The following is a 12460-nucleotide window of genomic DNA, read 5'->3' as shown; positions in this document are numbered from 1 at the left end:
GCGACACGCCGGGGCCGCGTTTCTCCGCCTGCGTACGGTGGGTAACCACTGACCGACCCGGCGCGGACGGACCGCTACCGGGCGTGAACGGACGGTGGTGGCGATGACCGGCCAGGTGGCGGAGATTCCGAGCGGGACGGCCGAGGGGACCGACCTGCTCACGGTGGGTGTCGAGGAGGAGTTCCTGCTCGTCGACCCGCACACCGGGGCCGCGGTGCCCGCTGTCGACCTCGTCATGGAGCAGGTGCCGCCCGAGCTGCGCGGTCAGGTGGAGCGGGAGTTCCAGACCAGCCAGATCGAGATCGGCAGCCCGCCCGGCCTGGAACTCTCCTCGATCCGGCACTCCCTCGGCGTGCTGCGGGCCGCGCTCGCCGACGCGGCCGAGCGGGCCGGCGTACGGCTGCTCGCCATCGGCACCGGGCCGGTCGACGGTCCGGTGCCCCCGGTGGTCGACAAGCCCCGCTTCGACCGGATGATCGAACGGTTCCGCCTGCTGGTCCCCGGCCCCGGCAACAACGGCATGCACGTGCACGTCGGGGTGCCCGACCCGGAGACCGGCGTGCAGGTGCTCAACCACGTCCGGCCCTGGCTGCCGGTGCTGCACGCCGTCACCACCAACTCCCCCTTCGCCAGGGGCGAGGACACCGGGTACGCGAGCTGGCGGTCGGTGGAGTGGGAGCGCTGGCCGTCGGTGGCGCCCACCCCGTACCTGGAGTCCCACGAGCACTACGAACGGCTGATCCGGCAGCTGATCGCCAGCGGCGTCATGCTCGACGAGGGGATGCTCTACTGGTACGCCCGCCTGTCGGCCAAGTACCCGACGGTGGAGATCCGCATCGGCGACGTCTGCCCGTCGGTGGACGACGCGGTGCTCGTCGCCGCGCTGGTCCGGGCCATGGTGGCGACCGCGAGGGACGACATGGCAGCCGGCCGGCCCGCCCTGCGCACCGATCACCACCTGCTGGTCGCCGCGCACTGGCGGGCGGCCCACGACGGGTTGGAGGGCGACGGCGTCGACCTGACCGACGGCGAGCTGCGGCCGGCCTGGGAGCTGTTCGGTCAGCTGATCGAGCGGCTGCGCCCGGCGCTGGAACGGCACGGCGACCTCGACGAGGTGACCGACCTCGTCGCGGGGCTGCGCCGGCACGGCAGCGGGGCGGCCCGGCAGCGCGCCGTCTTCGCGCGTACCGGCAAGCTCGTGGACGTGGTGGAGGACGTCGCACGGCAGACCCGTGGCGCGAGCCGGTCGTGACAGGATGGTGACCGTGGCGCAACGGTTGATCGTCATCGGTGGGGACGCCGCGGGGATGGCGGCGGCGTCCCAGGCGCGACGCCGGCGGGACCGCGGCGACCTGGAGATCGTCGCCTTCGAGCGGGGGCACTTCACGTCGTACTCGGCGTGCGGCATCCCGTACTGGATCAGCGGGCTGGTGCCCGAGCGGGACCAGTTGATCGCCCGCGACCCGGAGACGTTCCGGGAGAAGTTCGACATCGACGTCCGGCTCCGGCACGAGGTGACCGCCATCGACCTCGACCGGCGCGAGGTCACCGCACGGGACCTCGACGGCGGCGGCGAGGTCCGGGAGCGCTTCGACACCCTGATGTACGCCACCGGGGCACTGCCGAAGAAGCCCGGCTGGGCGGACACCGACGCCGGCGGGGTCTTCGGCATGCAGACCCTCGACGACGGCGCCGCGCTGCGCGACTGGCTGGACGCCGAGCCCCGGCCGCGCCGGGCGGTGGTGATCGGCGGCGGCTACATCGGCGTGGAGATGGCCGAGGCACTGATCCAGCGCGGGCTCGCCGTCACCCTGGTCGAGCAGGCCGAGCAGCCGATGGCCACCGTGGACCCGGACATGGCCGAGCTGGTCACGGACGCGATGCGGGGCATCGGCGTCACCATCCGCACCGGCCTCGGGGTGACCGGGCTGGAGGAGACCGACGGCCGGGTGTCCGCGGTGGTCACCGCCGAGGGGCCCATCCCCGCCGACGTGGTCGTCCTGGGTCTGGGCGTACGCCCCAACACCGCGCTCGCGGAGGCCGCCGGCCTGCCGTTGGGCGACACCGGTGGGATCCGGGTGGACCGCCGCATGCGGGTGCAGGGGGTGCCCGACGTCTGGGCCGCCGGCGACTGCGTGGAGACCGTGCACCGGGTCACCGGGCTGCCGGTGCACGTGCCGCTGGGCACCCACGCCAACAAGCAGGGCCGGGTCGCCGGCATCAACATCGGCGGCGGGTACGCCACCTTCGCGGGGGTGATCGGCACGGCCGTCACCAAGGTCTGCGAGTTGGAGGTCGGGCGCACCGGGCTGCGCGAGAAGGACGCCGCGGCGGCGGGGTTCGAGTTCGTCTCGGTGATCGCCGAGTCCACCAACCGCGCCGGCTACTACCCGGGCGCCCGGCCGATGACGGTGAAGCTGATCGCGGAGAAGCCCAGCGGGCGGCTGCTCGGTGCGCAGATCGTGGGCTGGTCCGAGGCGGCCAAGCGGATCGACACCCTCGCGGTGGCGCTGTGGAACGGCATGACGGTGGACGACATGACCGCGCTCGACCTGGGCTACGCCCCGCCGTACGCCCCGGTCTGGGACCCGGTGCTGATCGCCGCCCGCAAGGCCGTCGACGCCCTGGCCGCCGTCGGCCGGTAGCCCCCACCCGCGGCGCCGGCCTGGTCGGGGCCGGGGCCGCGGGTGGTCTCAGCGCAGCTTGCGGAAGAACTCGCGGACGTCGCCGACGAGCAGGTCGGGGGCCTCCATGGCGGCGAAGTGGCCGCCGCGCCCGTACTCGGACCAGTGCACGACGGTGTGTTCGAGCTCGACGGTGCGCCGGATCGACACGTCCATGGGGAACACCGCGACCCCGGTGGGCACCGGGGAACGCTCGCTCGCGCCCCAGGCTCCGGCGTGCGCGGTCTCGTAGTAGCTGTTGGCGGAGGACCCGGCGGTGCCGGTCAGCCAGTAGAGCATCACGTTGGTCAGCAGGCGATCGCGGTCCACCGCGTCCTCGGGCAGTTCGGCGGCCGGATCGGTCCACTCCTTGAACTTCTCCACGATCCAGGCCAACTGCCCGACCGGGGAGTCGTGCAGCCCGTGGGCCAGGGTCTGCGGCCGGCTGATCTGGATCATGGCGTAGCCGGACTGCTCGGTGTTCAGGTACGCCAGGTGCTCCAGCCGCGCCCGCTCGGCGTCCGTCAGCTCCCCCACCTCGTCCGGGTCGACCTCGGTGAACGCGGACAGCCCGTTCGCGTGCACGCCGACGACCCGGTCGGGGTTGAGCCGACCCAGCCCCGGGGAGACGATCGCGCCGGTGTCGCCGCCCTGCGCGCCGTAGCGGTCGTAGCCGAGCCGGTCCATCAGCTCGGCGAACGCCCGGGTCACCCGGTTGGTGTCCCAGCCGGCCTCGCCGGTCGGCCCGGAGAACCCGCTGCCGGGGATCGACGGGATCACCAGGTGGAACGCGTCCGCCGGGTCGCCGCCGTGCGCCCCCGGGTCGGTCAGCGGGCCGATGACGTCCAGGAACTCCACGATCGAGCCGGGCCAGCCGTGGGTCAGGATCAGCGGCAGCGCGTCCGGCTCGGGCGAGCGGACGTGCAGGAAGTGGATGTTCTGCCCGTCGATCTCGGTGGTGAACTGGGGATACCTGTTCAGCTCCCGCTCGTGGACGCGCCAGTCGTAGCCGTCGCGCCAGTATTCGGCCAGCCCCTTGAGGTAACTCACCGGCACCCCGCGGCTCCAGCCGACACCGGGCAGGTCCGCGGCCCACCGGGTCCTGGCGAGCCGGTCCCGCAGGTCGTTCAGGTCAGCCTGGGGAATGTCGATCGTGAAGGGCCGGATCTCGCTGTTGTTCGCCATGTCCGGAAGCCTAGGTACCGGTTAGGTCAACTTCGGTCCTAACCGGGTGGCAGACTTCCGGACCATGTGGGAAACCTCGGCGCGGCTGCTGCGACTGCTCTCGCTCCTGCAGACCCGACGCGACTGGTCCGGCGCCGAGCTGGCCGAGCGGCTGGCGGTCACCCCGCGCACCGTGCGCCGCGACATCGACCGGCTGCGCGGCCTCGGCTACCCCGTGCTGTCCACCGCGGGCACCGCCGGCTACCGGCTGGGCGCCGGCGCGGACGTGCCGCCGCTGCTGCTCGACGACGACGAGGCCGTCGCGGTCGCGATGGGCCTGCGCACGGCCGCCGGCGGTTCGATCACCGGCATCGAGGAGACCTCCGTGCGGGCCCTGGCCAAGCTCGAACGGGTACTGCCGTCCCGGCTGCGCCACCGGATCAACGCGCTCCAGTCGGTGACGGTGCCGATGGCCAACGCCGGCCCCACCGTGGACCCGGGCACCCTCACCGCCATCGCCGCCGCCTGCCGCGACTCGCTGCGCCTGCGCTTCGACTACCGCACCCACGACGGGACCAGCAGCGTCCGCACGACCGAGCCGCACCGGCTGGTGCACACGGGCCGGCGCTGGTACCTCGTCGGCTGGGACGTCGACCGCCAGGACTGGCGCACCTACCGGGTGGACCGCCTCGACCCACGTACGCCCACCGGCCCCCGGTTCGCCCCGCGCACTGCGCCGGACCCCGACGTCAGCGGCTACACCTCGCGGGCGATCTCCACGTCGGCCTACCGCTACCAGGCCCGGTTCACCCTGCACGTCAGCGCCGAGACCGCGGCGGAGCGGATCGCCCCCACCATCGGAGTGCTGGAGCCGATCGACGAGCACAGCTGCACCCTGCGAACCGGGTCCGACTCGCTGGACGAGTTGGCCGTCCACGTGGCGACCAAGGGGTTCGACTTCCAGGTGCACGAACCCCCGGAGCTCGTCGAGCAGGTCAGGACGCTGGCAGCCCGGCTCGCCGCCGCGACGCCCCGGTGACGGCCGCACGCCCCCGGTGGGCTTTGTCGGGGGCGGCGGTTAGCGTGTGCCCGCTGTCGCCGCGCCGGCCACGTCAGGCCGGTCGCTGACCCCCTCGGAGGGCCCCATGTCGCAGGAGACGACCTACCTCGAACTGTCCGAAGCGGACGGTGCGCACAAGTTCTACGAGGTCGTCGTCGACGACTCCACGCTGACTGTCCGCTACGGCCGGATCGGCGACCAGGGCCAGGTCAAGACCACGGCCTTCGCCGACAACGCCAAGGCCCGCGCGGCGGCGGCGAAGAAGATCGGCGAGAAGGTCCGCAAGGGGTACGCCCCGGCCGTACCCGGCGTGCGGCAGAAGCGCGCCGTCTCCCGGCGGCCGATCGTCAGCACCCGCTCCACCGCCCGCACCGCCCCGGTGCTCTGGCGCTACGACTCGGGCGCCCCGGCCTTCGGCATCTTCGTCGACGGGCAGAGCTGCATGGTCGGCAACGAGCGCGGGGTCATCACCACGCTCGGCCACGACGCCCGGGTGCTCAACCAGGTCCGCCTCCCCGAGGGGGTGAAGTGCATCGTCGCCGACGACGCCTGGATCTACGCGGGCTGCGACGACGGCAACGTCTACGACCTGTCCGGCAAGGTGCCCCGGGTGGCGTACGAGATCGCGCCGGAGATCGACATCTACTGGCTGGACATCCACGACGGGGTGCTGGGCGTCTCCGACGCGGGGGGCGGCATCGTCGCCGTCGACCACGAGGACGAGTTCCTCTGGCGCCGGCAGGGCCGCGGCCGGTCGGCGTGGATGGTGCGCTGCGACGCCGACGCGCTCTACCACGGCCACTCCCAGGGCGTGACCGGCTACGACTGGCGGACCGGCCAGGAGCTGTGGCACACCCGTACCGGCTCGGTGCTCTTCGGCTGGCAGGAGCCCGGCGCGGTGTTCGCGGGCACCGCCACCCGCGAGGTGGTGCGCCTGGCGAAGGACGGCCGCGCCGAGCGCACCTACCGTTGCGACGCCCCGGTCTTCTCCTGCGCCACGGCCGAGGGCGGCCGGTACGTCTTCGCCGGCGACAGCCAGTCCTCGATCTACTGCTTCGACGCGGCCGGCAACCGGCTGTGGAAGCTCGGCACCGGCTGCGGCTCGGCCTACTCGATGCAGTACCACGAGGATCGGCTCTACGTCGTCACCACCGGCGGCCACCTGGCCTGCATCGACGCCAGCGAGCCGGCGATCCGGGCGGCGGAGGCCGGCGACGTGCCGGAGGTGGTCGACGTCAAGGCCCCGTCCCGGATGCCGGAGCCGGCGGCCTGGACGACGGTCGAGGTGACCAGCGACGTCGACGGCGGCGTGGTCGTGCAGTGCGTCGAGGACCGGGGCCGGCTGCGGGTGCACGTGGTCTCCCCCGGCTACCACCGGGACTGGTCCGTGCAGTTCCCCAAGGGCATCCGCGAGCCGGGCGCGCGCTATCTGGTCACCCAGGTCCGCGAGTCCGGCCGGGGCGGCTTCTACCGCGCCCACGGCGACATCCGCCGCCTCCGCTGACGCCCCACCCCCACCCCGCTCACCCGCCCCTCCCCCGGCGGGTTGATCAGGAGGTTTGCGTCCGGTTCGATCTCCGTGGTGGACCTGAACCTCTTGATCACCGCGACCGGCGGGTGGGCGGGGGCAGGGGAATCGTGGTGCGGGGTGGGCGGGCGCCGGTCCAGGATGGCCGGATGGATTCCGAACTGCTGATCCCTGAGGGGCTGGGCTGGGTGCGGGACGTGCCGGCCGGGCGGGAGTGGCTGGCCGCCCTGCCGGAGCGCCTGGCCGCCTGCACCGCGCGCTGGTCGCTGCGGCTCGGGCCGCCCTTCCCGTACGCGTTCGCGTCGCTGGCCCTGCCGGCGGAGCTGCCCGACGGCACCCCGGCGGTGCTCAAGCTCCAGTACCCGGACCCCGACAGCGCGCACGAGGCGACGGCACTGGAGCACTGGGCCGGGGCGGGGGCGGCCCGGTTGCTCGGGCACGACCCGCAGCGGCGGGCGCTGCTGGTCGAGCGGTGCGTGCCCGGCACGCCGCTGCACGCGCTGCCCGCCGACGCGGCGCTGGACGTGGCGGTCGGACTGCTGCCCCGGCTGTGGCGGCCGGCCGGCCCGCCGTTCACCCCGCTCGCCGACGAGGCCGCCGGCTGGCTGGAGCGGCTGCCGGCGAAGTGGGAGCGGGCCGGCCGGCCGTACGAGCGGCGGCTGCTCGACGCGGCGCTGGGGCTGCTGACGGACCTGGCCGGCAGCCAGGGCGAGCAGGTGCTGGTCAACCAGGACCTGCACGCCGGCAACGTGCTGCGGGCGACCCGGGAGCCGTGGCTGCTCATCGACCCGAAGCCGCTGACCGGCGAGCGCGAGTTCGGCGTGGTACCGCTGGTGCGCGGCCCGGAGCTGGGGCACTCGCCGGAGGCTGTCCGGCACCGGCTGGACCGGCTCACCGCGGAGCTGGGGCTCGACCGGGAGCGGGTACGCGGCTGGACGATCGGGCAGACGCTGGCCTGGAGCATCGGCGAGGGGAAGGTCTTCCCCCACCAGGTGGAGGTGGTCCGCTGGCTGCTCGCGGCCGGGTGAGCCCTGCGGCGGCGGAGCCTGCTCCGCCCGGCGGGCTGAGAACGGCGCGGGATCCGCGCGGCGGCGGAGACGCGGTCAGCGCGGCGGGCGCAGGCCCGGCGCGGATTCGGCGCGGCGCGGCCGAGGGGGGTCAGCTCCGCTGGCAGGTGGGGCACCAGTAGAGGTTGCGGCCGGCCAGCCCGCCCCGGCTGACCGGCGTGGCGCAGACGTGGCAGGGCTCGCCGGGGCGGCGGTAGACGTACACCTCGCCGCCGTGCCGGTCGACGCGGGCGGGGCGACCCATCGCCTCGGGCAGGTGCGCGTCGCGGACGGTGTCGATGCGGCCGCGTACGACGGCGAGCCGCATCAGCGCCACCAGGTCCACCCAGAGCGCGTCCCAGCCGGCGCGGGCCAGCCGCCGGCCGGGGAGCGTCGGCGGCAGCCCGGCCCGGAACAGCGCCTCGGTGACGAAGATCAGCCCGGTGCCGGCCACCACCGACTGGTCCAGCAGCAGCGCGGCCAGCGGCGTCGGGCTGCGGGAGATCCGGGCGTACGCCCGGTCGGGGTCGGCGTCGGCGCGCAGCGGATCGGGGCCGAGCCGGGCGCGCAGCGCCGCCACCTCGGGCGGGGTGAGCAGCTCGCAGGCGGTGGGGCCGCGCAGGTCGAGCCAGTGCCGGTCGCTGGTCAGCCGCAGCCGCACCTGGCCGACCGGCTCCGGGGGCTCCCCGGCGCCGTCGGCGAATTTGCCGTAGAGCCCGAGGTGCACGTGCACGGTCAGCTCGTCGGCGTGGTGGTGCAGCAGGTGCTTGCCGTACGCCTCGGTGGCCTCCAGGAAGGTGCCGGAGAGGCGGGCCGCGCCCTCGGCGAAGCGGCCCTGCGGGCTGGCGGCGTGCAGCTTGTCCCCGCCGAACAGCTCGGCGTGCCGCGCCGCCAGGCGGTGGATGGTGTGTCCCTCTGGCACGGGTGCCAAGGATAGCCAGCGCGCCCGGGGGCGGACGTCGCGCGGGACTGTTACCGGCCGGTTCGTGCACGTTCGCACATCGCCCCCACCGCCGCGCGAGAGGAAGACACCCGATGTCCACCACCCTCGTACCCGCCTCGGCGGGTCAGCGCCGACGAGCCCGGCGCCGAGTCGCGTCCGCAGGCCTGCTCGCGCTCTGCACCGCCGTGGCCGCCGCCACGGTCACGCTCCCGGCGCCGGCGTCCGCCGCCAACGAGCCCGTGAACGTCTGGCTGACCACCACCACGGACAACGGTGGCCGCCAGGTGAGCCGGGGTCTCCAGCAGCAGGCACCGCTCGCCTTCGCCCCCTCCAGCGGCGGCGCGACGCACACCATCACCGTCAACGAGAACACCCGCTACCAGCAGTTCGAGGGCGGCGGCGCGTCGATCACGGACACCACCGCGTACCTGTTCCGGGGCGGGCCGATCAGCGCGGCCACCCGCGACGCCGTGATGCGCAAGCTCTTCTCCCCCACCGACGGCATCGGGCTCTCCTTCGTCCGCAACCCCATCGGCGCCTCGGACCTCTCCCGCCCGGGCAACGTCTCCCTCGACGACACCTGCTGCGACCTCAACGACTTCTACAACAACGGCTACGACACCAACGTGCGGCTGCTCACCGCCCAGGCCCGGTCGCTCAACCCGGAGCTGCGGGTGAAGGGGGTGCCGTGGAGCGCCCCCGGCTGGATGAAGGACAACGGCCGGATGGACCAGATGGGCTGGCTCAAGTGGGAGTACTACCCGATGTACGCCCAGTACCTGGTCAGGTACGTGCAGACCTACCAGGCCGCCGGCATCCCGGTGAACTACCTGTCGGTGCAGAACGAGCCGAACTGCTGCAAGCCTGCCGCGCCGACCGAGATGAACTACCCGGGCATGAGCTGGAACGGGGCGGGGCTTGTCGAGTTCACCAAGAATCACCTCTACCCCGCCCTGCGCGCCGCCGGCCTCAGCACCAAGGTCCTCGTGCACGACTGGAACTACGGCGACTACTCCGGCTTCGGGGCGGTGCTGCTGGCCGACCCGGGCATCCGCAACGACCCGCTCTTCGGCGGCATCGCCTGGCACGGCTACTTCGGTGAGCCGTCGGTGGGCACCCAGGTGCGCAACCAGTACCCGTCGGTGCGCCAGTTCAGCACCGAGCACTCGGGCGGCACCTGGATCGGCAACCAGCACAACGAGGACCTGGCCGACATCGTCAACTACGCCCGCAACCACAGCAGCAGCCTGGTCAAGTGGAGCCTGGCCCTCAACCAGAACATGGGCCCGCACAAGGGCGGCTGCGACGTCTGCACCGGCCTGGTCACCGTCCAGGAGGGCGGCCCCCGGGCCGGCCAGGTCGACTACACCGTCGAGTACTACACCACCGGGCACCTGACGAAGTTCGTCCGGCCCGGCGCGTACCGGATCGACTCGACCGCCAACGGCACGGTGCAGAACGTGGCGTACGTGAACCCGGACGGGTCCAAGGCGCTCATCGCGCACAACGGCGGCACCGGCAGCCAGTCGGTCAAGGTGGTGTGGGGCGGGCAGTCCTTCACGTACTCGCTGCCGGCCCGGACCACCGCCACGTTCACCTGGTCGGGCAGCCAGTCCGGCGGCGGCGGGCGGACCGGCCCGATCGTCGGCCTGGCCGGCAGGTGCCTCGACGTCGCCGGGGCCAACAGCGCCGACGGCACCGCCGTCCAGTTGTACGACTGCAACGGCAGCGCCGCGCAGCAGTGGACGCTCGGCGGCGACGGCACCGTACGGGCCCTGGGCAAGTGCCTGGACGTACGGGCCAACGCCACCGCCGACGGCACCCGGACCCAGCTGTGGACCTGCACCGGCGCGGCGAACCAGCGGTGGACCGCGACCGCGGCCCGCGACCTGGTCAGCGCCAGTGCGAACAAGTGCCTGGACGTGCTCGACAACAGCTCGGCCAACGCGACACCGACCCAGATCTGGACGTGCACCGGCGGCGCGAACCAGAAGTGGACGGTTCCCGCCTGACGCGCCTCGACCCGGCGTGGGGGTGCTGCCCGGCTGACGGCCGGGCAGCACCCCTCGTTTCGGTCGACCCGCTGCCGGGAAGAGGTCGGGACAGGCCGACACAGGGAGGCACCACGATGGATCACCGCACCCCCCGGCGCCCCGACACCAGACTGCGGCGATCCACCGCCCTCGGTGTGTCGTTGCTCGGTGCCATCGGCCTCGGCGGTGGCTGCACCGCCCCGGCCGACGATCAGGGTCGGAGCCCGGCACCCACCCCCTCGGCGACCGTGTCGACGCCCACCGCGACGGCTCCGCCTCCCTCGCCCACCGGGAGGACGCCGGTGACCATTCCCACCTCAGCCTTCCTCGAACTGCCCCCGGAGCATCGGAAGTCGCCCCGGACGACGACGCCCGCCGCGAACGCCCTGCCCAAGCTGTGCGGCGAGGAGTTCGGCACCGGGGGTCGGGCGGTGACCGCGAGCGCCGCGATGATGAGCACCTACAAGCAGATCGAGGACCCGCCCGAGAACGTCCCGTACGGCATGATCACGCAGACCATCTTCACCTTCGAGGGCGAGGGCGCCTCGGACTACCTGGGGCGGCTGCGCGGCTCGCTCGACTCGTGCCCGTCCTTCCGCCGGTCGGGGGCCACCGTCGAGGTCCGGACCCGCCCGCTGCCCGGCGTCGGCGACGAGGCCCTGCTCGTGACCCAGACCTGGCCGCAGACGGACCTGCAGGGCAACCGCACCGGCGGCGACGCGGTCAGCCAGATCGCCGTGATCCGCGTCGACGACGTCACGACGGTCCTCCACGACCAGGGCTGGGAGGGCACCAGCAGCAGCCCGGACCTCATGGACGACTTCACCCGCGCCGCCGTCCGCGCCCTCGACACGTGGCAGCGGTAGGACGCCGCGCCCGGCGGCACACGTAGACCGCGACGCCGGCTGCACGCGTAGCCCGGAACGTCCTCCGCACCGATCCGGCCCACCGCCACGCGCACCCGGTGTCGCCGAGCGACCGCCTGGGTATTGCAGAGACGTACCGCGTGGGCGGCGTCGTTGCATCGGCCACCACGCATTTATGAGGAGGTGTGTGGTGGTGAAGATTCCCTCGCTGTCCCGCCGGTCGGAAGAGGCACCGACACGGGACGAGAACCTCGACGGCCGCGTCGACGGCCGCGACGCTGCCGCCGGCACCGGCCGGGACGACGCGACGCGGGCCGACGCGGACGGCGGCAACGGGCCCAGCCGTCCGGTGGTCACCGACCGGGACGGCGAGCAGACGACCTACCGCAGCAGCGCCGCGCCCGACGGCGCCGGGCGGGACGCCGCCGCCGAGCGGCGGGCGGCCGAGCGGGCGGCCGTGGCCCGGGCGGCCACGGCCAGGCCCATCGACGACGACCACCGGCGCGCCCCCCGGACCACCGAGCCCGACCCGGCGCTCGAACGGACCCTCGACGGTCGGACGACCGATCTGGACCGGAACGCGGCGCTGGGCGCCCGGACGGACCGGGACCGCGCCGGGGAGCGCCCGCTCGACGGGGACACCGTGGAGCGGCCCGTCGACCGGGACCGCACCGTGGAGCGGCCCGTCGACCGCGACGGCGACGGCGTCCCCGACCGCGAGCCGGAGCGCCCGGTGGTCGCCGGCCCGAAGCCCCGGGCCAGCATCCTCGCCACGCTGGGTCTGATCGTCGGCGTCGCCGGGGCGCTCTTCGTGCTCACCGGCACCCTCGCCGGGTACGGCATCGGGCTCGGCGCCCTCGGCGCGGTCCTCGCGGTGCTGGGCCTGATGGCCACCCGCCGCCGGCACATCGCCGGCAAGACCGACGCGCTGCTCGGGGTCGCCCTGGGCCTCGGCGCGGTGGTGCTCGGCGTGCTGGCGATGACCGGCCAGTTCGACTGGCCGACCACCGACGGGGACTGGGTGCAGCGGTTCCGCGAGTGGCTTGACTCACAGTTTGTGGACCGCTTCTAGCGGGCACTGTTCGGCTCGCCGGCGGTGCGCCGGCAGCGCCGGTGGTTCACCGGCGACGCCCGACCAGCCTGGTGGTTCACCAGCC

10 protein-coding genes are annotated in these 12460 nt (G+C 73.8%); 8 read left to right on the top strand and 2 right to left on the bottom strand.

Annotated elements, in window-relative coordinates; all coding sequences use genetic code 11:
- Positions 1-103 precede the first annotated feature (103 nt).
- On the top strand, positions 104-1252 hold the full coding sequence (locus tag ACFHW0_RS06400) for a carboxylate-amine ligase (RefSeq protein ID WP_416606068.1): 1149 nt from the start codon (positions 104-106) through the stop codon (positions 1250-1252).
- 13 nt (positions 1253-1265) lie between these two features.
- Complete coding sequence (locus ACFHW0_RS06395) at positions 1266-2645, top strand: FAD-dependent oxidoreductase (protein ID WP_416606067.1); 1380 nt, start codon at positions 1266-1268, stop codon at positions 2643-2645.
- A 48-nt stretch (positions 2646-2693) separates the two neighbouring features.
- Here the strand turns inward: ACFHW0_RS06395 and ACFHW0_RS06390 are convergent, their stop codons facing one another.
- Positions 2694-3848 carry an epoxide hydrolase family protein gene (locus ACFHW0_RS06390; protein WP_416606066.1) on the bottom strand — a complete coding sequence of 385 codons (1155 nt, stop codon included), beginning with the start codon at positions 3846-3848 and terminating at the stop codon, positions 2694-2696.
- Between the two features lie 64 nt (positions 3849-3912).
- Here ACFHW0_RS06390 and ACFHW0_RS06385 point away from each other — a divergent pair, with 64 nt between their 5' ends.
- The 3 genes from ACFHW0_RS06385 (at position 3913) to ACFHW0_RS06375 (ending at position 7443) form a co-directional block, all read left to right on the top strand.
- Positions 3913-4866 carry a helix-turn-helix transcriptional regulator gene (locus ACFHW0_RS06385; protein ID WP_416606065.1) on the top strand — a complete coding sequence of 318 codons (954 nt, stop codon included), beginning with the start codon at positions 3913-3915 and terminating at the stop codon, positions 4864-4866.
- A gap of 106 nt (positions 4867-4972) precedes the next feature.
- The gene (locus ACFHW0_RS06380; RefSeq protein ID WP_416606063.1) at positions 4973-6391 is read left to right on the top strand and encodes a WGR domain-containing protein; all 1419 of its coding nucleotides are present in this window, start codon (positions 4973-4975) and stop codon (positions 6389-6391) included.
- 173 nt (positions 6392-6564) lie between these two features.
- Positions 6565-7443, top strand: coding sequence for an aminoglycoside phosphotransferase family protein (locus tag ACFHW0_RS06375; protein ID WP_416606061.1), 879 nt, complete (start codon positions 6565-6567; stop codon positions 7441-7443).
- 130 nt (positions 7444-7573) lie between these two features.
- Here ACFHW0_RS06375 and ACFHW0_RS06370 read toward each other — a convergent pair whose 3' ends face one another.
- Positions 7574-8383, bottom strand: a complete 810-nt coding sequence (locus tag ACFHW0_RS06370) for an Fpg/Nei family DNA glycosylase (RefSeq protein WP_416606060.1) — start codon at positions 8381-8383, stop codon at positions 7574-7576.
- 113 nt (positions 8384-8496) lie between these two features.
- Between ACFHW0_RS06370 and ACFHW0_RS06365 the strand changes: the two genes are divergently transcribed.
- The 3 genes from ACFHW0_RS06365 to ACFHW0_RS06355 all read left to right on the top strand — a co-directional run bounded on the left by ACFHW0_RS06365 (position 8497) and on the right by ACFHW0_RS06355 (position 12375).
- Positions 8497-10416 carry a ricin-type beta-trefoil lectin domain protein gene (locus ACFHW0_RS06365; protein WP_416606059.1) on the top strand — a complete coding sequence of 640 codons (1920 nt, stop codon included), beginning with the start codon at positions 8497-8499 and terminating at the stop codon, positions 10414-10416.
- 323 nt (positions 10417-10739) lie between these two features.
- Positions 10740-11303: a hypothetical protein gene (locus ACFHW0_RS06360; protein ID WP_416606058.1), complete on the top strand. Its 564-nt coding sequence runs from the start codon at positions 10740-10742 to the stop codon at positions 11301-11303.
- A 190-nt stretch (positions 11304-11493) separates the two neighbouring features.
- Positions 11494-12375 carry a thrombospondin gene (locus ACFHW0_RS06355; RefSeq protein WP_416606056.1) on the top strand — a complete coding sequence of 294 codons (882 nt, stop codon included), beginning with the start codon at positions 11494-11496 and terminating at the stop codon, positions 12373-12375.
- Positions 12376-12460: the final 85 nt, after the last annotated feature.

This window comes from Micromonospora sp. LOL_025 (assembly GCF_048060285.1).
GTDB lineage: Bacteria > Actinomycetota > Actinomycetes > Mycobacteriales > Micromonosporaceae > Micromonospora.
Note: the sequence above shows the minus strand (reverse complement) of the source record. Positions and strands in the feature narration are given on the sequence as shown.

Excerpts from the sequence above, each read along its gene's own strand:
- ACFHW0_RS06400 (WP_416606068.1), top strand. The coding sequence starts at position 104 with ATGACCGGCCAGGTGGCGGAGATTCCGAGCGGGACGGCCGAGGGGACC.
- ACFHW0_RS06390 (WP_416606066.1), bottom strand. The coding sequence starts at position 3,848 with ATGGCGAACAACAGCGAGATCCGGCCCTTCACGATCGACATTCCCCAG.
- ACFHW0_RS06385 (WP_416606065.1), top strand. The coding sequence starts at position 3,913 with ATGTGGGAAACCTCGGCGCGGCTGCTGCGACTGCTCTCGCTCCTGCAG.
- ACFHW0_RS06380 (WP_416606063.1), top strand. The coding sequence starts at position 4,973 with ATGTCGCAGGAGACGACCTACCTCGAACTGTCCGAAGCGGACGGTGCG.
- ACFHW0_RS06375 (WP_416606061.1), top strand. The coding sequence starts at position 6,565 with ATGGATTCCGAACTGCTGATCCCTGAGGGGCTGGGCTGGGTGCGGGAC.
- ACFHW0_RS06365 (WP_416606059.1), top strand. The coding sequence starts at position 8,497 with ATGTCCACCACCCTCGTACCCGCCTCGGCGGGTCAGCGCCGACGAGCC.